This window comes from Rossellomorea sp. H136, from assembly GCF_056838065.1.
Window position 1 is genome coordinate 3,214,945 of sequence record NZ_CM166371.1, and the last position, 19,422, is coordinate 3,234,366.

The 19,422-nt window shown below is 37.6% G+C and carries 25 protein-coding genes and 1 riboswitch; of the genes, 4 read left to right on the forward strand and 21 right to left on the reverse strand.

Features of this window, described 5'->3' with window-relative positions:
• The first annotated feature begins 32 nt into the window (after window positions 1-32).
• Together ACYH0O_RS16460 and ACYH0O_RS16465 are read left to right on the forward strand one after the other, a co-directional pair.
• A complete protein-coding gene (locus tag ACYH0O_RS16460) occupies window positions 33-1,733 on the forward strand; it encodes a DEAD/DEAH box helicase (protein ID WP_482629556.1) in 1,701 nt (566 codons plus the stop codon).
• Window positions 1,702-2,493: a YqhG family protein gene (locus ACYH0O_RS16465; protein WP_482629557.1), complete on the forward strand. Its 792-nt coding sequence runs from the start codon at window positions 1,702-1,704 to the stop codon at window positions 2,491-2,493. The genes ACYH0O_RS16460 and ACYH0O_RS16465 overlap by 32 nt, the downstream gene beginning before the upstream one ends.
• A 78-nt stretch (window positions 2,494-2,571) precedes the next feature.
• On the opposite strand, the gene ACYH0O_RS16470 is transcribed toward ACYH0O_RS16465, so the two are convergent.
• The 9 genes from ACYH0O_RS16470 to ACYH0O_RS16510 all read right to left on the reverse strand — a co-directional run bounded on the left by ACYH0O_RS16470 (window position 2,572) and on the right by ACYH0O_RS16510 (window position 6,673).
• A complete protein-coding gene (locus ACYH0O_RS16470; protein ID WP_044340022.1) occupies window positions 2,572-2,751 on the reverse strand; it encodes a YqzE family protein in 180 nt (59 codons plus the stop codon).
• A gap of 47 nt (window positions 2,752-2,798) precedes the next feature.
• Window positions 2,799-3,308 (reverse strand): shikimate kinase, encoded by a 510-nt coding sequence (locus ACYH0O_RS16475; protein ID WP_482629558.1) that lies wholly within the window; start codon window positions 3,306-3,308, stop codon window positions 2,799-2,801.
• A gap of 3 nt (window positions 3,309-3,311) precedes the next feature.
• Window positions 3,312-3,644 (reverse strand): hypothetical protein, encoded by a 333-nt coding sequence (locus tag ACYH0O_RS16480; protein ID WP_149157925.1) that lies wholly within the window; start codon window positions 3,642-3,644, stop codon window positions 3,312-3,314.
• A 16-nt stretch (window positions 3,645-3,660) separates the two neighbouring features.
• Complete coding sequence (comGF, locus tag ACYH0O_RS16485) at window positions 3,661-4,119, reverse strand: competence type IV pilus minor pilin ComGF (protein WP_482629559.1); 459 nt, start codon at window positions 4,117-4,119, stop codon at window positions 3,661-3,663.
• Window positions 4,091-4,417 carry a hypothetical protein gene (locus ACYH0O_RS16490; RefSeq protein WP_482629560.1) on the reverse strand — a complete coding sequence of 109 codons (327 nt, stop codon included), beginning with the start codon at window positions 4,415-4,417 and terminating at the stop codon, window positions 4,091-4,093. Before ACYH0O_RS16490 ends, comGF begins: the two co-directional genes overlap by 29 nt.
• Window positions 4,401-4,847 carry a competence type IV pilus minor pilin ComGD gene (gene comGD, locus ACYH0O_RS16495; RefSeq protein WP_482632592.1) on the reverse strand — a complete coding sequence of 149 codons (447 nt, stop codon included), beginning with the start codon at window positions 4,845-4,847 and terminating at the stop codon, window positions 4,401-4,403. Before comGD ends, ACYH0O_RS16490 begins: the two co-directional genes overlap by 17 nt.
• Window positions 4,843-5,148 carry a competence type IV pilus major pilin ComGC gene (comGC, locus tag ACYH0O_RS16500; protein WP_482629561.1) on the reverse strand — a complete coding sequence of 102 codons (306 nt, stop codon included), beginning with the start codon at window positions 5,146-5,148 and terminating at the stop codon, window positions 4,843-4,845. Before comGC ends, comGD begins: the two co-directional genes overlap by 5 nt.
• A 120-nt stretch (window positions 5,149-5,268) precedes the next feature.
• Entirely contained in the window at window positions 5,269-6,291 is a 1,023-nt protein-coding gene (comGB, locus tag ACYH0O_RS16505) for a competence type IV pilus assembly protein ComGB (RefSeq protein ID WP_482629562.1), read from the reverse strand.
• Window positions 6,275-6,673 carry an ATPase, T2SS/T4P/T4SS family gene (locus tag ACYH0O_RS16510; protein ID WP_482629563.1) on the reverse strand — a complete coding sequence of 133 codons (399 nt, stop codon included), beginning with the start codon at window positions 6,671-6,673 and terminating at the stop codon, window positions 6,275-6,277. Before ACYH0O_RS16510 ends, comGB begins: the two co-directional genes overlap by 17 nt.
• 102 nt (window positions 6,674-6,775) lie before the next feature.
• On the opposite strand from ACYH0O_RS16510, the gene ACYH0O_RS16515 reads away from it, so the two are divergent.
• On the forward strand, window positions 6,776-6,952 hold the full coding sequence (locus ACYH0O_RS16515) for a hypothetical protein (protein ID WP_482629564.1): 177 nt from the start codon (window positions 6,776-6,778) through the stop codon (window positions 6,950-6,952).
• A gap of 459 nt (window positions 6,953-7,411) precedes the next feature.
• On the opposite strand, the gene ACYH0O_RS16520 is transcribed toward ACYH0O_RS16515, so the two are convergent.
• Entirely contained in the window at window positions 7,412-8,035 is a 624-nt protein-coding gene (locus ACYH0O_RS16520; protein WP_482629565.1) for a hypothetical protein, read from the reverse strand.
• Window positions 8,036-8,101: 66 nt separating this feature from the next.
• Complete coding sequence (locus ACYH0O_RS16525) at window positions 8,102-9,034, reverse strand: S8 family peptidase (protein WP_482629566.1); 933 nt, start codon at window positions 9,032-9,034, stop codon at window positions 8,102-8,104.
• A gap of 604 nt (window positions 9,035-9,638) precedes the next feature.
• Window positions 9,639-9,725: riboswitch (cyclic di-GMP riboswitch) on the forward strand.
• 29 nt (window positions 9,726-9,754) lie between these two features.
• Between ACYH0O_RS16525 and ACYH0O_RS16530 the strand changes: the two genes are divergently transcribed.
• The gene (locus ACYH0O_RS16530; protein ID WP_482629567.1) at window positions 9,755-9,886 is read left to right on the forward strand and encodes an anti-repressor SinI family protein; all 132 of its coding nucleotides are present in this window, start codon (window positions 9,755-9,757) and stop codon (window positions 9,884-9,886) included.
• Between the two features lie 143 nt (window positions 9,887-10,029).
• Here the strand turns inward: ACYH0O_RS16530 and ACYH0O_RS16535 are convergent, their stop codons facing one another.
• From ACYH0O_RS16535 to ACYH0O_RS16580, 10 genes are all read right to left on the reverse strand, one after another.
• The gene (locus ACYH0O_RS16535; RefSeq protein ID WP_482629568.1) at window positions 10,030-10,827 is read right to left on the reverse strand and encodes a peptidoglycan DD-metalloendopeptidase family protein; all 798 of its coding nucleotides are present in this window, start codon (window positions 10,825-10,827) and stop codon (window positions 10,030-10,032) included.
• Between the two features lie 59 nt (window positions 10,828-10,886).
• Window positions 10,887-11,270 (reverse strand): phage holin family protein, encoded by a 384-nt coding sequence (locus ACYH0O_RS16540; RefSeq protein WP_482629569.1) that lies wholly within the window; start codon window positions 11,268-11,270, stop codon window positions 10,887-10,889.
• A 135-nt stretch (window positions 11,271-11,405) separates the two neighbouring features.
• On the reverse strand, window positions 11,406-11,534 hold the full coding sequence (locus ACYH0O_RS16545) for a hypothetical protein (RefSeq protein ID WP_482629570.1): 129 nt from the start codon (window positions 11,532-11,534) through the stop codon (window positions 11,406-11,408).
• A 99-nt stretch (window positions 11,535-11,633) separates the two neighbouring features.
• Complete coding sequence (locus ACYH0O_RS16550) at window positions 11,634-11,759, reverse strand: CD1375 family protein (RefSeq protein WP_482629571.1); 126 nt, start codon at window positions 11,757-11,759, stop codon at window positions 11,634-11,636.
• The gene (locus ACYH0O_RS16555) at window positions 11,760-12,080 is read right to left on the reverse strand and encodes a hypothetical protein (protein WP_482629572.1); all 321 of its coding nucleotides are present in this window, start codon (window positions 12,078-12,080) and stop codon (window positions 11,760-11,762) included.
• Window positions 12,081-12,092: 12 nt separating this feature from the next.
• Entirely contained in the window at window positions 12,093-14,690 is a 2,598-nt protein-coding gene (locus tag ACYH0O_RS16560) for a phage tail spike protein (protein ID WP_482629573.1), read from the reverse strand.
• A 12-nt stretch (window positions 14,691-14,702) separates the two neighbouring features.
• Window positions 14,703-16,205 carry a distal tail protein Dit gene (locus tag ACYH0O_RS16565; protein ID WP_482629574.1) on the reverse strand — a complete coding sequence of 501 codons (1,503 nt, stop codon included), beginning with the start codon at window positions 16,203-16,205 and terminating at the stop codon, window positions 14,703-14,705.
• A 12-nt stretch (window positions 16,206-16,217) separates the two neighbouring features.
• Window positions 16,218-18,668 carry a phage tail protein gene (locus ACYH0O_RS16570; protein WP_482629575.1) on the reverse strand — a complete coding sequence of 817 codons (2,451 nt, stop codon included), beginning with the start codon at window positions 18,666-18,668 and terminating at the stop codon, window positions 16,218-16,220.
• Window positions 18,669-18,672: 4 nt separating this feature from the next.
• Window positions 18,673-18,969 carry a hypothetical protein gene (locus ACYH0O_RS16575; protein ID WP_482629576.1) on the reverse strand — a complete coding sequence of 99 codons (297 nt, stop codon included), beginning with the start codon at window positions 18,967-18,969 and terminating at the stop codon, window positions 18,673-18,675.
• Between the two features lie 68 nt (window positions 18,970-19,037).
• Window positions 19,038-19,418 (reverse strand): tail assembly chaperone, encoded by a 381-nt coding sequence (locus ACYH0O_RS16580; protein ID WP_482629577.1) that lies wholly within the window; start codon window positions 19,416-19,418, stop codon window positions 19,038-19,040.
• Between the last annotated feature and the right edge of the window lie 4 nt (window positions 19,419-19,422).

Sequence of the window (19,422 nt, forward strand, 5' to 3'; positions counted from 1 at the left end):
ATTTTTATTAGAAATAAGGAGATGTTTTTCAGATGAATGTTGAGGTTATATTTGATGAAGAATGGGGAGAGGGTCTCGAGAATTTAATTGATAACGATGGCCCATGGGGAAATTGGGAGCTTTATAAGCTGGCCATCGAATTTGAACATCATCTTGCAATTCCGAACTTTGAAGGCCTGCAAGCACCAAAACATTTGGCAAATGTCACTCCGCTCCCCCATCAGCTTGAAGCAGCAAAGCAGGTTGTTGAAACGATGAACGGAAAAGCGATCCTTGCAGACGAGGTCGGATTAGGTAAAACCATTGAAGCAGGAATAATATTGAAAGAATACATGATTAGAGGATTAGTGAAGAAAGTATTAATATTGGTTCCCGCTTCCCTTGTCTCTCAATGGGCCTATGAATTAAACAGTAAGTTTTTCATCCCGGCTGTTCCACAACGAAAAAGTTACGTTTGGGATCAGTGCGATATTGTCGTTTCATCCATGGATACGGCTAAGCGAAGCCCTCATCGGGAAAAAGTGTATGAACAGGACTATGATTTGGTAATTATTGATGAAGCTCACAAACTAAAAAATCATAAAACAAAAAACTATGAATTTGTCCAGAACCTAAAGAAGAAATTCTGCTTACTGCTGACAGCGACACCTATCCAAAATCGTGTCGAAGAGATTTTCCATCTAGTTTCTCTCCTTAAGCCTGGACACCTCGGAAATGAAACCGGGTTTTCTGACAGATATAAAAAGGGGGACCGTACTCTTCAAGAGGATGAACATTTAAAAAGTCTCATTAACAAAGTGATGATTCGTAATAGACGCAGCGATACGGGTATAGAATGGACAAAACGGCACGTAAAGACTGTCTTAATCGATTTTAACGAAGCTGAAAGAGATTTATATAACAGCATCGATTTGCTCAGAGGGAACTATGATGACTGGGCTAATTCAAGCTCCTTCTCTCTATTAACACTTCAAAGAGAAGCATGCAGCTCTCGTGAAGCAGTATTTTATACTCTCAAAAACATGCTTGAGAAGAAGGAAGCTCCGACGGCTGGTTTTGAGAATACTATTGGCACTCTGATGAAAAAAGTAGAAAACGTGACAATGAACTCCAAGGCTCAGAAAGCACTGGAAATCGTCCAATCGATCAATGATAAAGTGATTATATTTACAGAGTACCGGGCGACACAGCTCTATCTGCAATGGTTCTTAAAACAGCATGGAATAAGCTCTGTACCTTTCCGAGGTGGATTTAAACGGGGGAAAAAGGATTGGATGCGTGAACTCTTTCAAAAGCATGCACAGGTGCTAATTGCTACTGAGGCCGGAGGGGAAGGAATCAACCTCCAATTCTGCCATCATGTGATCAACTTTGACCTGCCATGGAATCCTATGAGGTTAGAGCAGCGAATAGGTCGTGTCCACCGTCTTGGACAGACAGAGGATGTTCACATCTACAATTTCGCTACCAGAAACACGGTCGAAGAACATATATTAAAGCTTCTTTATGAAAAAATTAATCTCTTTGAACGAGTAATCGGACAATTGGATGAAATCCTGACCCGCCTGGATTTCCGTGACTTCGAAGAGCATGTAACCGATATTCTTTCTTCATCCAGAACGGAAGGGGAAATGAAGATTAAAATGGAGAATTTAACGAGTATGATTCAATTTGCCGAACAATTAAAGGAGGAGAAATCAAATGCAGCAGCACGAAATTCATCAATTTCTTGAGAGATACTTCGTGGCTAATGGATGTGATCTGGTTGCGAACGGAGACGGTCATATGACCGTCCAGCTCACGATTGATTTGGATAAGGAGCTGATGAACCGCCCTTTCTACTGGCACTACCTTGAGAAAACGGGAGGTATTCCAAATCCGATGACATTATCCCTTATAACGAATCCGGATAAAGCACCTGAAGACTTAAAAGGAGAACCTATTCACTTTGGTTCTCCGCGGTTACACCAAATCTTCCATTCAACACGAAATTTAGCAGGGTATATTCGCTTATATGAAAACCGGCTCACACCGAGTGGTCAGCAAACGCCTCTACATCCATGGCTCGGTTTGAATATCAAAATTTCGTATCAATCTAACCGAAAGAAAGACAGCATTAGAAGCATCGGATTAAACCTGATTAATGGCGTCATTCAGGAAAACTTTCATTCATCATTGATGTCCAGAAACCTGACACCTAAAATTCCTGATTTCTCATTCACATTGACACCGATCATTAAACCGAAAAGCGGAGTGAACCGCATTCAGACTTTCCTGTATGAAGAAATCAAAGAAGAACCTATTGAATGGGCTGAGCAGGCACGAAAGACGTGGGAGGAAGATTTACAATTATTGAATCACTTTTATGGAGGTCAAGAAGAAAAGCCCGAATCCTATTTCCTGGAACAACAAGCATTGAAAGAGCAGTATGAACCTAAGATATCCATTGATATCATCAATGGCGGGATTTTTTATTTACAGCATTCTAATTAATCATAATCGGAGTAAGCGGATTTCCTTTACTCCATTTTCATCACATAAAAAACGACTGCCACATATGGCAGCCGTTTTTTATTTATTTTTCTTAAACATGATCATGAAAGCATATGGGATGATCCCGAACCAGCGAAATAGAAATGGTTCTCGCTCATTTTTCCGTTGCTTCTTTATACTTTTACGTTCATGAGGTGATTTTTCATAATGTTGGACAAATGTTTGTGTTATGAATTTAACATAATCATTCACTGACATAAAAGCACCACCTCCTGCTTTTATCAGTATGCCCGGCTATAAGTAATTTATTCAGCTTGCCCATCTAGATGAGGCAGTATCTCTTCAATAACCTCTTCTATGGTTTTATTGTCTGTATGAATCGTTATGGAGCTTCCACTCTCATACAGTGGGAAGCGAAGGTTGAATAAAACCGATAACCGTTCCTTGGAGTTATTTTGTACGAGTGGACGATTTTCATCGTCTTCTAAACGGGACCATAATGAAGCAAAAGGACAAGTCAGGTGGAATACTAAGTCCTGTTGTCGTAAGATTTCCCGGTTCTCTTCCCTTTCAATCACTCCTCCACCCGTAGTGATAATCGCTTGCTTGTTGGCTAACTCAAGGAGGACTTTGTTTTCCAGATCCCTGAAATGTTGTTCTCCCTGCTGATTAAAGATCTCTTTAATAGACTTTTTCTCTTTGTTCTCAATGTAACTGTCCATATCAATGACCGGGAGATTCAGTAGTTCCCCAAGATGTTTCCCAATCGTCGTTTTTCCTACCCCCATAAATCCAATAAAGAAAATCGGTTTCATATTCTACTCCCAACTTATAATGTGTTTTGTTTCCCTATTATACACAACCGTCGTTGGAAGAAAAAGCTTCTCATCCCGTTTGAATGTCACTTCCAAACGTATTTCATCCGGGTTGTCCATATCGCTTCGGGTAACGATTTCACCATAATTCCCTTTCCATTGTTTGGAGGCGAGCACCCCACTCTCCATCTCCAACAGGATCGCATGAGATACACTCACGTTTCTTTCATAAATGTATTTCATATTTGTTAAGTATAGATATTTACTAATAAAAAGATCCTTTGCAGCAAACCCTATAGATAAAACAATCATCAGAAGCACTAAAGTATATGGCAAAATAAACCCCTTATTGTTAAGGCATTCCTTCTCCTTGTTCGGTTGAAAAGTAAAAGAATTCCCCCTCCACTTTTTCTCCACCCACAAACTCCAAATCCATATGCACTCCCTGGCTAATGGATGCAAAGCTAAATGAATCCACTGACTGTAGAACGACTTCATGCCCTTGATTATTTACCCTCCTTCGAATGGATTGATTATACTTTTCATACGAAATGGATTCACCACTCACCAGAAAAGAGATCTTATCAGGCGTGATCACTACACTTTCCCCTCTCCATAGTTCATTTCTCAAACTTTCATTGAATAGATTCCATTCATAATAATGTGGAGGAACCATATCATTTTTAATCGTAGAGAAACCGTTCATAATGAGAGGGATGCATAGTGAAATCATGCAAAATACTGTAAAGCTTAACAGAGCCTCGATTAATGTATATCCTTTGTTATTCAGCCTTTGAAATACAGACTTCATGGGGATCCGCACCTCTTTTATGATATTGGACACACGCTTCTTCATTGACTCCCCCTTTCCAATCGAGTTCATATCTGACTCCTTTATACATTCTTGAATGCTTCACATACTCGCGACTGACGATTGCCTTCTCCACCCCTTCTTTAAGAAATTTCAAAGCCTCCACTTCATGCTGAAGTCGTTGAAGTTGAGAAGCATATTGGATCAGAAAAGGTATAAATACGCCTGCTATCATAAGGATGCAACTCAAGGCAATAAGGGCTTCCGGAAGTGAGAAACCTTTAGTATTCTTGTACATAAAACCTCCCTTGCCCAATTTGAAACATGAGCTGAATCATGGTATCTCCCATTTTAAAGTTCAGCTTGCCAAATCGATTTGTATTTCCATCTGGATAGAATGTGATGTCTGATAAGCTGTTTATTGATGTAATCTGGATGGAAGATGAAATCTCTCTTGAGACAATCGTTTGTCTAGTAGCGGTTTTCGCAATGTATTTATTAGTTATGGGGTAAAAGGTCACGGTGATGGGAACTTGATGTCTAATGCTGTAGCTTTGGATCTGATAGAGGTCTGATTGGAGCTGGGAAAGAAATAAGTCCTTTTCATTAACTTCTTTCATAGGAAGTATGGAAAAGCTGACCCAAGATAGAAGGGTCGTGAAAATCAATAAGACGACAAGCATCTCAATAAGGGTATACCCTGCTTCCCCATTTCTTACTTCATTAATTAGGGATTACCTTCCCTTCAGCATCAATGGTGATGGCATTTCCGTCGGGGCAGGCTTTATAATTCTCATTTAAATACCCATCTGTGACAAGGGTATCTATGGTGACCGGGAGCGCATTCCCATCCATTTTGTAGGCCTCAACCTGGCCTTCCACCATGTGAACAAATGCTTCGCAGCCTTTGGAGTTAATTGAATTGCTTTGGTTGGTGACGTTAGGTATCGTAATAAAAAGCAATACAGATATGACTAATAGAACAATCATCATTTCGATTAGGGTGAAGCCTTTATCGTTTTTGAGCATGGTATTCCTCCTTGGGTATTGTGTATTTGTTATTAATGTGACTATGGTACAGGACGAAATTCATTTAATTTGCTGTTGTGTCGAGGCAACGCTGGTATTGGCCAATATTTAGATTTTTTTCTAAATCCCCTGCATCATCTGAAATAGGGGCATCATAATGGAGAAGTAGATCGCCATGATGAATAGACCTACAAAAGTAAAAATCATCGGCTGAATATATTTAAGCAATGCATTGGTATTCTCCTCTAATTCTTGAAAGCATATCTCGCTATAAAGTCGCAGTTCTTCAGCTAATCGTCCATTGGATTGCCCGTGATGGACAACAAAGGGTAACTCTTTTTGAAAAAACGGAAGCGATAAGAAACATTCATGAAATGGTTTCCCTTCTTTTAATCCTTCGATCAATTTTATTGAAACGTATTGTAACGTTGGTCGGAAGGATTGACTTTCAATGATGAGCAGAGACTCTGTGATGGATACTCCGCTTGTGAGAAGGAAGCTTAGTTCTCTCGCAAAAAAGTGTGAGTGACCAAGCTTTAAATATTTTGATAGATAAGGAATTTTGCATAGAGTGAATGAGATTTTAATAGGAGAAATTCTTTTTTTGAACAGGGAGAATACTATTGTGCAGAAAATGAGTGATAGTAAAAATATACTGAAAATCACTGGGAATCTTTCGATGAAGTGGAGAAGGTGCAAAAGATTCGCTGAGGGTTCATATCCGATAGAAGTATACAGAGACTGAAATCTTGGAAATAGCACTTTTCGCAGTAAGACCATCATTAAAATCGAGATGATGATAAGCATGAATGGGTACTGAATGACTTGTCGTATTTTCTGCTGGTTTTCCCTTCTCTTTATCAGATAGTTTCCCGCTTCTGATAGAGTATGTCCCATTTGACCATGATGCTCGGCGAAATAAATTTGTGCACTGACGTGACTAGGGATATTTAGCTCTTTGTTGATGACTGAAGAGACGGACTCTCCTTTTTGCAACGACCCCATCATTCTCTTTTTTAATTTGAGCGTATTCTTTTCTTTAGGGAGCAAGAGAAAATCGATGGCTTCTGAAAAACTATAGCCCTTTTGGAGGAGGTCTCCAAGTCTTTTGAGAAACTTACCTTGATCATCGCTTTTCTTCATGAATCCATTTCCTATATTCAAGTTCTGAAACAAATCCTAGTGCCACCCCCTTATTGATCAAGGTTTGGAGTGTATGATACTGATACTGGACCGACTCCCCCTTCGCCTCCTTTATTACTTCTTTCAAAGCTCTTCCTGTTACAATTTCATAGACAGAAGCTCTATTAACCTTTTTACCTCGAAGACAATTCCCTCCACACTCCGTTTTGCAAATCGGGCAAACTAACTTTAGTAATCTCTGTGCCGATACGGCTAACAGTGTTTGTTGAATATCATGCCATTCAATTCCTAATTCCATTAAACGGTAAATCGCACCTTTTGCATCCCTCGTATGCATGGTCGTGATCACTAAATGACCAGTAATATTGATAGAACTATGCATTATTTTTATATTAATCTTTTTACATTTATATTTGTAATTTAAAAGGATTATGGATATCCAAACCCGAATTACTAATTAACGTAATGGAAAGGAGGAGTTATAGTGAAGAATAAAATTAGATGTCAGCACTGTAAGGAGTATTATCAACCACAAGATCAAGTAGCCCTAAATTATGCCAACAGTATCTTACACTTTGATTGTCCTGATACTGAAAATCTTCCTATTATTGATGAGGGAACCTTTGAAGAGATAGTAAAGAAATATTCTTTTTTTAGATAATAATTTCCTAATAGAATGAAGCATATAAAACAATCCACTTAGGGCTTTCTTTAGATTGCTTTTTTATTTATTAGTGAAAAAGGCAGAGTTGTAAAGCACTTATAGAAAGAATGATATAGAAGATATTATTAGAGCTTGATCGAGCAGCTATTAATAGTGGAGTTATGTCCAATAATTTATTTGTAAAGAATGTGCTTTAAATAGAAAAATAGCCTATGAATCAAGAAGATTCATAGGCTATTTTCAATTTCCACTTACTATTTTGCTATAGCATAATAGGTAACTACCAAAACAAGAAAAGTAATTGAAAACCCTACTTTATACGCTATATTTTTGTGTTCGTTTTTGTTCTTTTTTATTAAGTATATAACGAAAAATGTAATACTTATTATGATTAGTAACACAGGAATAATAGTCATTAATAAGCTAGTATTCAGCTTGGATTACCTCCTTTCTTTCTTATAGAGGTTCCACGTTAAAGAAAAGTGCCCATGTTACCCCTACATAAACTCCATTACCCTTATTATTAGCATTAATTCTATTTTTTAGCAATAACCATTGACCCGTAGAAATACCTGCTACTGCCCCAACTGGAGGGAAGAAAGCGCCAACACCAGTTACTACAGTTCCTCCAGCCGCAATCATATCTAAGTACTCATTTGCATACCAATTTGCATAGCTATTGCTCATTTTTCTATCATATCCCCACCAATGATAAGTCCATTTTCCATAAACAGCGGAAATAGTAAAAAGATTATCTTCAATACTTAAATCATCATTAATAGTCACAGAACCTTCTTCAGCCAGCTTATTCATTTCAACAAAATGTGCTTCTAATTTTGCTAAATCATATTTCTTAAATAATTTTTTTGGAGCATTAACCAGTTCAAATTTACCATCCTCTGTTACGTTAACAAACGGCTCAACATCTTCAATCATTTTTTCTTGCTCTTTTTGAAGTTTTTCTTGCTCTTTCTCTATTTTTTTCAATTGTTTTTCTGACTCATTAGCTGCAGCATAGCTAGGAGTAACAACTCCTAAGATTAGCATTAATGTAAAAAGACTAGCTATAATTTTTTTCATTCTCTTTTCTCCCTTTTTTTAAAATTATTCTTGATTTTGCTTGCTTTATCTCTCTTCAGATAATATTTATGATGATTTTGGAATACTCACACTACCCTCACCAAACAGATTATCTTTTCCTGTTACACCCAAATCCTTAGACCAGCTTTTCAAAACATTATTGACTTGTTCAACAGTACTCTCTTCATTCGTCTGAGCTATTTGATTCCGCTGTAAAACATGAGCAACTAATCCAGTTAAGTGAGCAGTCGCATAAGAGGTACCTTCGCTCTTCGAAACTTTTTCATGATCGAGAGTAAGTATTGGAATTTCCGTTCCTGGAGCTGAATAATCAATTTTCCCTTTTGAAACAAAACTTGGTAGGATATTCTTTTCATCGACAGTTGTTACAGAAATAACATTTTTATATGCAGCTGGATAATCGCTATCATCTTTAAAATTGTTACCTGAAGATGCTACGATAACAATTCCATTTTCTATTGCTTTTTCTACTACTGCCTCTAGTGATTTATTACCGTGAGATCTCCCTAGACTTATGTTGATAATGTCAACATTTTGATCTATACACCATTCAATACCTTCAATAAGATCTTCTAACTTACCTCGTCCATTCTTATCTACAACTTTTACAGAATATAAATTCACCTGAGGATTTATTCCTTTAGTCCCAATGTGGTTATCAATAGCTGCAATAATCCCAGCTACTGCTGTTCCATGTCCTGAATCGTCAATTGAAGGATTACCAGGCGAGATAGTGTTATATTCTTTAACTACCTTACCTTTTAAGTCAGGATGTGATATATCAATTCCTGTATCAAGTATGGCTACCTTAATGTTATTTCCATTAAATTCATCCAGTGAATCTACATTTAGGTATTCAATCGTCCAAGGCAGAACTTGATTAGACTTTGAGAGATTACTAGTTAAAAAGTATGCTCCTATAACTGTAATGATTAACAGTAATATGAAGTAATTTTTGCGTTTTACAATAATCACCACTTAAAAATTTTTCTGTAAAATATGGCCATAAATTACACTAGGTATAGGTAATGTTTCCATCCATTACCTATTACCTAGGAATATTTAAACATACATTTACTTCTTTTACCATAAAAAAGTCAAATTATTCCTAGAAGAATATTTTAAAAACTTACAATTTTTTCATCATTACTAGTAATAGGGTTTTCTTTTAGTAAAATTGGAACAATAAACCCCACACAAACATTTCTGAATATCACTGCGTATTCTCTCGGTCTTTGTATCCCGTTTATCGTAATGGGGTTGTTCATTGGTGGATATGTAATGATTATTATTGGTTTGATGCTTAATTTCGAAAAGATGGTTTATTTTGCTATATAGGGAACAAGTATTCAATATTATATTTAAAATCTATTTAAGTAATGGAAAAAAACACACTAATTGGTTAGAGATATATAAATCGAGTTCATTATTAACTCTTCGTATTCTATTTGCTGTTTAAATATTTAATATCCCCACACTCCATTCGAAGTGCGACAAAAACTAAAAATATGTCGAACTTTCTGTTTTTTTATTCATTACGTTAAACAGTAATGGTACTATTATTTTACATAGTTGTATAGTTTTAGAAAAAAGGCAAACCTTTCGAAAGATTGGGACGCAAAGCTACAGGTCTAAGTTAATAAACAGCGATGACGGCTGAGCTACCTAGAATAGTACATATTTTAGGAGGGTAATATATTGACTACTGCAAATACTTGTGAAAATGAACTAGATCAAGAATGGATTGAACTCATTTTTGAGGCTCGCAATCTAGGAATTTCAGTTGATGAAATTAGAGAATTTCTAAATAAATCATCTCGTCCTCTATGAGGTCAAGATGATTTACTTGCTTCGTTCTTTGTATAAAAATTGGAAAAGAAAGACCTTCTCCAGGTATTCTAGAGAAGGCAACATAAAAGCTATGAAGGTTTTTACTATGTGCTCTATTTTATTATCTGTAATTATTATTAAACTTATTCAACACGAATATATTTTTCATTGGCTGTTACATAGAAAGTTTTACCCTTTGAATTTTCCACTTCAAATTGATAAGCATCATCCACTTTCAATTTTCTTACGATGATTGGAAAACCATATCCTTCTGTTAAATAATCCACTACAAATTTATCATCCCACGATGGCCTGGAATAAAATCGTAATTTTGATACCCTACACTCAGCTCTCTTCCCCACATAAGATGAATTTTTCAAAGTTAAATTTTCTCCTGGGTAGATGACATCTGATATTAACCCATTTAGGGATTTCAATTCACTTACTGATAGGTTATTATCTTGAGCAATCTCCCACAGTGTGTCACCGGACTTTACCGTGTATAAGCTTGGAGAAGATGATGGAGAAAGGTCTTTCAAAAGATATTTTAATGGATCCACAGCTTTACTCTTTTTAATATCCCACCTGCCTTTGTGCAACTCGAAGTGAAGATGTTGACCAAAAGAATAACCAGTGTTTCCCATGATACCGATAGGTTGTCCCTGTTTAACATGATCTCCTTCGCTAACCTTTCTCGATCCGGTTCTCATGTGTGCATAAAGAGATTCCCATGTTTGACCATTAATTTCATGAATAATACGGACACACTCACCGTATGAGGATGATAAATAAGACTTGGATACTTTACCAGTTGCTGATGCTACTACTTCATTTATACCACCCTTCGCGATATCGATTCCATTATGCATTCTAGCCACACCATTCAAAAAATCTTTACCGAAACGAGAAGTGATTTTTCCTTGCGTTGGATAAATAAACATATTTTTTCTCTCCCTTTTTGAATCTTTATATTTTAAAAAAGCCCTCCGGTTGGAGAGCTTTACTTCTTTTCTTCACTTTGGTCTTCAATGACTTGTAAACGATCCGTAATCGACTTAGGAATCTTCACACCAATTTGAGCAAGGTTTTCAGCAATCGAAAGACCCTCATTTGCTATATAAAAAAGAACGGTCCCAAAAGTAAGGACACCGTTCAATCCAAGAATTTGATCTATGACATTGGAGATAATAACTACAAAGAAGCTTAGCATCTTCCTAACGTATCCAAACCAAGCATTTCTACTTCGTAACCTTTTATCCTTCCAAGCTTTAATAACTCCTGAGATAATATCGATTACACTCAGTAATACAAGTAAATCTAAAAACTTCACATTCCCAAATAAATAGGCTTTTGCAATATCTAATGTTTCAAAGCTTAATAACACCCATTTCTCCTCCCCTTCTTTTCACCTCGTCTAAAATAAAAAAGAGCCTTTGAATAAGGCTCTTAAAATAGAATTATTCATTTTCCCCATCTGAAAAAAAGAAAAGAATCTTATTTACTCAGTAAGGTTCAAAACTCAATAAATCCAATCAACAGCTTCATTCGGATCAAAATATTCTTCTCCTAATGCCAATAAATCTTCATCAATAAAATCTTCAAGATCATCTACTTCTCTTACATTAAAAGAATTAGGGTCAATATACATAAAAGCCCTCCCTTTCAATACTTTTTCTTATTTTACCCAATCGTAATAAAAAAATGTAAAAGTAAGTAAATTTATTCAAACATTTTATACATTATAACTCTAACTGAAATCTATATATCCCTCAGCTTTAAGAATTTTATTAACATCAACCTTTAATAGTTCAGGAACATCCTCATACTTCCATTTCCCACGAATGATATAAGTTGCAAATAACATAGCCAACATCTACTCACCCCCTCCTAATACCAACTGCGATAATTCCATAATCGCAATGGCATTTAATTCTTCGTCAGGTGGCGTATTTTCTTGTTCCTCAATTAACTGCAATTTGTTTTGGAGCTCAACAGGATCCAGACCCTCAATCCACGCATTAGATTCAAAATCATATTTAGGTTTAAATATTCTCTGATGCCACCCCTCCCGTATGATACGTCTCCCTTCTTCAGTAGCTGAAGTGATTTCTGATTCAGACAAAATAAAAAAATCGATTACACCTCCTGATGCATCGACCTCAAAAACAGTTTTCTTTATAGTTTTATTGCCCACTTAGTTCACCTCTTAATTTTCTGCTCTAAATGAAATACCAGAGATAGAGACCCAAGAATTGCTTCCATTTTGAGGAGTAATGTAACCATCCACACCGATATCAATACGAGTAGCAACGTTTCCTGATGACAAGCCTGTGAAGACTTCTTTTTTATAAGGTCTGCATCCCACGGGGAGACGCCCTAACGCAGACCCGATAGTTCCGGACTTAACCATTCCTCGCAAGTGAACATAACCATCCGCAGTTTTTGTGTATGCAGCAGGTGTGTACTCTGCCCCATAATCAACCCACCCATTTAGTTTTGTGAGATATTCATGAACCGAGGGTTGTAGTCCATCGATGTTAATGCCGTTTCCCCACTTGTAAATAGCACCACCCGGAAGCTGATCGTACCAATTACCAAATCCTATGGATCCGTCGCTACCGAGGTAAATACCGCTGCCTGCGTTACTATCCTTTATTACGACTCCAAACATAGTGAAATCAATTGTAGAACCGGGCAACTTCGTGCTTCCGGAACGTTGACCCACTTTGAAGTACATGCGACCGTCGTTGATGTCGAACTCACCGTAACTGTCCCCAAATCCATAGGTAGTGTCTACGTATTGACCTTCCGAATGGACGTGATTGTCTTGAATCTCGGTGAAGTTGTACGCATCTAAACGTGAGGTGAATGTCGAACCGTTAATCTGAACTCCGGTTAGAGTACCGGCATTTACCTTACCTAAATCGGCAACAATCGCTGACAGATTTGAGACGTCGATGTGATTCGATTTGATGACGTTCGCTTCTATCTCGGTCGTACTGTCTACGATGTTTGGCCCCTGCGGACCTTGAGGGCCTTGAGCTCCCTGATTACCGGTTTCTCCTTTTTCTCCCTTTATAAGTATCCAGGTGTATTGAGAGGGATCGCTTGAATCTGCTGGAATGAAATCAGTATATGTTCCAATGTACGTTTTTCCAGAAGCAGAAGTCGTAGAAAAACCATTTGTACCCGTTGAATTGTTTGCCCAGGCAGTGTGAAAATATGGGGTCAATCCATCAGAACCGGGTGATCCTGGAATACCTTTATCGCCTTGCGCTCCTTTAATCAGGGTCCATTTGTATCTGGAAGGGGTCGTTGAATCAATCGGGTTGCTATCCACATAGATTCCAATGTATTCTTTATCCATCGAATCAGCGATAGAGAAACCAACCATACCATCTTCACTATTAGAATAGGCAATATGAGTGTATGAAGGCGTCCCTTCTTCTCCTGCCGGTCCAGGGATTCCTTGATTTCCCTTATCACCTTGTAATCCTTGTAGTCCCCTGGGTCCCTGTGGTCCACTTGGACCCGCAAGCCAGGTCCCTGATTCTTCACTCCAGGTTCTCCAGATAACTACAGGTGGATTTATTCCTTCAGGGTTAGATGTATCCAGCCATTTTTTTGACTTATCTTCAGGAGGAGTTGAACCTTCATGAAATCTTCGCTCTGCATATTCCATTAAACGAGCATTATTGATTTTCTTATTAACTTGATCGCGTAACGAACGTAAAATTGACTTGACCTCAGTCTCAGTGAATTCAACATAATCTCCAAGTGTAACTTCTACATTTTTCCCTTTGTCTTTTTCAGACATAGTGTGTACTCGAGCTTCTAAATAGAGTGGAGGATTAAATTTTTCATCTTTAACGCGTATCGTATCACCAAAAAATAATTCCTGTCCTACTTTTTCTGATAAAACCGCAATAGAAGTGGAATATTCGATACGAGCATTGATTCGCTTTTCTAATTCATTCTCTGTGTACGTTGTAAGCTCTTCTAAACTCATCTCCGGATCAGTTGATTCAGGATAGTAAACATCGTATAAGTGTTGTAATTGACCGGTCGCGTTAAGACGCCCCCAACGGTAAAGTGCATCTTCACTTTCTACAAAAACCGTTTTTCGATTTCCTTCGCTATCAGCAGGACTCACTCCTATTAAAGCCGTGACGATATCAACTGTTTTTTCTTTTCTTTCGATACCGAGTAGGTCATGACCAAATTCAACTTCATACCCTCTGAAAGCACCATTTCTTTGGATTAAATCAACATAACGAGCAATAACTTTGTTTCCTCTAACAACCACTCTAAAATTCAACTCTAAACGAAACTCACTCGCTATACGCTTTAATAAATCGTAGGGACTTGTATGTTCTTCCACATTTAAGGTTCGATACCCTGCGCCTTGAATTACGCCTGGACTCCAAGCCGTGTGATTTAATGCACGCCCAACGAGGACAGATGGAGTTTGTTCTACAAATGTTTGTGGTTCAATAGGCTTTGACTTCTTCAATTCCAAATAACTTGCAGTGGAATAAACCTTCCGTCCATGACTCCCGTTTCTATTCAAAATTTGAATGGTTTCATCTAAGATGAATTCTGCATAATCACCTGTTTTTTGTGCTATATAAATACGATTCCTGTCTTTTAAGAAGTTTGAATACGCTTTGTCAGCAAAAGTTTCAAAAGCAAATGTATCTCGGTTGCTTTTCAACTCCCGCAGCCGTTCATCGTTCCAGTATTCTTCCTCCATAATATACTCATTATATAATTCGTCAGTACGGCCATTAGCAATGTGTATCATATAATCCCTCCACTAATATGCCGGTCTATATTTCATAATACCGTTCAACCCATTCTCTGGTAATAAAACAAGAGTGTTTTCACCTGGCGACAAGTTGAATGGTCTTGAGCCAAAGTCGCCCTTAGCAACTCGTTCACCATTCAATAATAGTTCTCTTGTTCGGTGATTCATGACGATTTTATCCCCGACATTTGCTATATAAGGTGTTTGATCGACATTAGTTTCGTGAAGCTGAAATACTCGAATGGAATCTATTCGAGGGGTATAAGCTTGTTCGGTGCCTGAATATTTTCCTATATGGATTTGGATATATTTTAAAAGGCCCTGATAAGACCCATCGCTATCATAATAACTCGCAACCTGTGAATTCACATGGTTACCTGCATTACTTACACGTGTTATATAGAATTCAAATCTTTTGCCTACCCTTCTCATCCTCACCATTCCGTTAAAAGTGTCCCAATTGTATTCATAGTTCTCAGCGGATATTAGATAATTTGTAGTCCCACCAAGTTCTGACCCAATACGACCAACACCCTTTTTTCTATGCAGTTGCAGTCCATTATCTTTAATTCCCACCTTACCCAAGACATTAAAATTTTCATCAAACAAATAACATTCGATTCTAAACGTTTCTTGAGAATTAATGGTTCTGACATCCATTAACATTTCTATTTCAAAGTCTTGAATGACTGGTATTTCTTTTATTAATGCAGGACCGTGCCATCTACTGTCAGAAGGAAGACCATAATCGGGAACCGTTATTCCAATTCCATCCGTTTCAAACCTCCCAGATACTTCACCCACATCAACCATTGTTGAAGCTTCTGACCAAGAGCCAAACGATGTCCCTTCTTCTTCGAGGATCATTGTTTTTGTATCCACCAATTCTTCCTCTACGTCGGCCGGTCTGCCTATAACCATATATTCATCACCGGCTGACACCATCGCAAAAGTGATAGGGGCAGTTACTTCTAATTCAAATACAGGCTTTGTGCTAGCTGTCCCATCAACATTTGCTATTGTTCCTGATGAGTTGTTCAACGTGATAGTTTTTTCAGGCCCATATTTCCTTGGGTTTGAACATAAGAAAGTTAAACTCGCAAATAGAGTATTGCTATTTTCTTCTGGCACCTCATTTCCTGAAAGAGTCGCATAAAAACTCGCGTCCTCATCGGAAAATACCAATTCATTTTTTGTACCTTTTAATAAATAATTCAATTTGTTGAAACGTAATCGAAAACCTTCATTTGTTCTATCAGTTATTTTATACTTCACTACAATTTCTCTCTCGCTGCTAGTATATTCGTTTGATTCAAGGAGACCATCTTTTCCAGGAATTTCAGTAGTGGATAAACGATTAGTAACATTACCTCTTCCTGATACTGTAAGGGTGGTAAAACCTCCACTTTCATCTGTTAGTACTTCATCTAAATTAATCCCATTAAAAATGGTTTGAATGGATAAAGAGGTGCTTGCTGCACCTCTTTCATGTAAATCTACAAATTTGTACATAGAGCACCTCTTTTATCTGAATCTATTTTGTATATTTAATTCCCTTTCCTGTTCCTCTGTAATATCACTTACAAACGTTCTATATTCATGTCCACCTAAACTCAGATTAATAAAGGCTGGTTGTTTGTTATTCACTTTGACTTCAGCATTAACTGCACTGCTTACTTGAGCTGCACTACTCTTTTTCAGCCCCCTTAAACCTGTACTGATTCGTGAAGTATTTACTGACAAATCAGGGTTAAATGCTGTTTTTACACCATTTGCAAGTTTTGCAGTCGCACTGACAAGAGGTGACTTTGCTTTTTCGATCGACGTTCTGATTGGCCCTTTAAAATCCATTCTATGAATATCGCTTAATGGCCCTCTTTTGGCTGGAGAGAACGGCCAAAAATCGCGGACTGCTCCCACTATGTTATCCACTACCCCTAGAATCTTGCCTTTCATTGCCGACAAGCCATCGATAGCACTCTGAATAATTGCTTTACCGGATTCATATAAGTCAATACTTTTAAAATAGCTTAAAATGTTACTCCAAATTGCTTTAATGACCGTCCAAGTTGCAGACATTTTTTCACTCACTGTATTTTTCAAAGCTCCAAACTTATCTGACACCCAATTTTTGATTTTACTTGCTATGTCTTTAATCCAATTCCAAACAGCAGACCAAATTTTCACTGTCCATTTTTTGACTTTATCCCAGTTTGCGATGATTAACACAACTAACCCGATTACAGCAGCGATTACCCAACCAATCGGTCCCAAGGCAATAAACCAGGCTGCAGCCATCCTGGCAGCATGAAATAATGCTTGAATTCCCATCCAAGACCACTTTGCAACGAAGATAGCTGAAGTTGCTACCATCTTAGACAATGCAATCACCATGTTTTTACCTGTCGCAAGTAGCCAAGCTGCTGCAATTCTAGCACCTTGTATTAGTGCCTGTGCCCCCATCAGGATCCACCTGGCAATAAAAATAGCTGAATGAACAATAAACTGAGCGACAGTAGTGACTACTGATAAAATGAATTGAGCTAAAGACTTTATCATCATCTGAATGCCTGTAACTAAACCAGCTCGCATCATTCCTGTTTTAAGCCATATAAAGGTAGCCATACCACCGAAAGCTGTTCTAACTAGTATGATAAGAGGTGTTAAAGATAACAAAACTCCACTTAGTGACAAAATCATGGTAATGACTTTAGCAATCAATGGATTAGCCTTCATCATTTCTGAAGACCAACTTAAAAATCCATTAACCATATCAAGTATTTTTGAACCTAGAGGAGCCATACCAATTCCCAGTTGCACTAAAAAGTTAGTGATATTACCTATTAGTGCCATTACCTTTGGTCCGTTTTCTCTGACATACTGAATAAAATTCTGAAATCCTTTTGACTCGTCTAATGTAGCAGACCAAGTAGCAAACTTCTCTGTTAAGCCGATTAGTCCACCCTGCATATCAATAGATAGTGGTGTGAATGCAACCATTAGATTCATAATTCCTTGCATTATATTCTCGAATGATTTTCCTATAGCTACCATCGATGGACCTGCATTTTTATTTAAAAAGCTAATGAATTCCTTAAACTCTTTTGTTTCTATTGATTTCCCTAAACTTTTAGATAAAATGTCCGCTGCGCCAACGGCTCCGTCAAATGCAGGCTTTAAGTCTTGTAGTAACGATTGTACTTGTTCCAGACTCCTGTTAAAGATGTCCATTACAGGCTTTTCAAATTGCTTAGCAAACTTGCTCCAGAACTTACTGAATGACTGGAGTGCTTTTAAGCCTCTTTGTTGCTCTTTTGATAAGCTCGCCTGGGCACTCTCAATCTCTTTTAGTATTTCGGCTCTCTTTTCTAAATCATCGGTGTTTGCTAGCTCGTTTCGTAAATCTTTAATCGTTTTGTTTGCTTCAAACACATCATTTAAAGCTGAGGTAGCTACAGTCCCAAATAAAATAGCACCAGTTCCAGCTGCAGCAAATGAAGTAGTCAATCCTCCAAGAGCACCAGCCAAACTTGTAATTAAAGGTACTAATGCAGGAAGTGCAGCTAGAGATCCACCTCTAAAGAAATTACCTGTAACAGTTCCAACAGAGTTAATCGTCTTTGCTATACAATCTATTCTTTGTTGAAACTTATCCACACGAGCCTCCACTCGGATGATGATTTTATCTCGAGCAATTGCTTTTGCCTTTGCCTGTAAATTGCTGATCTTCTTAAAGAAGCTAACTGTATCCGCGCCCACTTCTTTTTTCACTTTGCCTTTAGTGAATCTATCCATCATTTTCTTTGCATTTTTTATGTTACGTTTCAGTAGTTTAATATCAGCATCTAATGTGGTATCTTCTACACTCTCAGTATCTCTTTTGAATTTTTCAGTTATGTCTCTTGCCTTCTGAATGGCCTTCCTGAATTTCGTAACGTTCGCTTTCAATTCAGCTTCTACAGAGTAGTTAGACATGTATTCACCCCTTTCTAGAATTTCGTTGAAGAGCAATTTGTGCAGGGGATAATTTTTTTGTAGGTTTATTGGTACTTTGTACAATAAATCCTTGATCAATAGTTTTTAATGCTTCCTCATAGTCAAAAAAGTCATTGAAATCTTTGAATGCATATTCTTCTTTTGGTTTCTTCTCGGTCCCTTTATTGACTTTCGCTTCAGCGTTCCGAATGAGAAAAGCAAGTTTATGCAGTTTGTATTCCTCATCTATTTCCTTATACTCCTGGGCATACCTTTTAAAATGGAACTCACTTAATGTCATTTCTTCGACATCAACTAAGCGCCCTATATCAAGTTTTCGAAGTGCATATATAACTACTTCGTTATAGGTTAGCCCTCTGTCGTTTTGCTTACTTTTTTCACTGCTTGATACTTTTCTGGAACCAGCTTTCGGGTCATAGGTTGCTTTCCCAGTTCATACATGACACGTTGAGCAAATTCATCTAGGCCTTCACTGTCCGCGATATCATTCAAGATCGTTTCAAAGTCCTCGTCAGTAGTAGGTTTTTTCTTGTCATGAGCAGTTGCTGCTTGGATCAGTTTATAAAGGCAAATGATATTACCTGATTGAAGACCGGGAACCAACATGGTTTCTAAGCCTTGACCCAGGCTAACACTCTCCACTTCCAAGCCTAGTGATCGGTCAATGGTGGTAAGTGTTCGTAGACCAAATGATAATTCAATATCTCTACCGTTAAAGTTAATATGCAAAGTA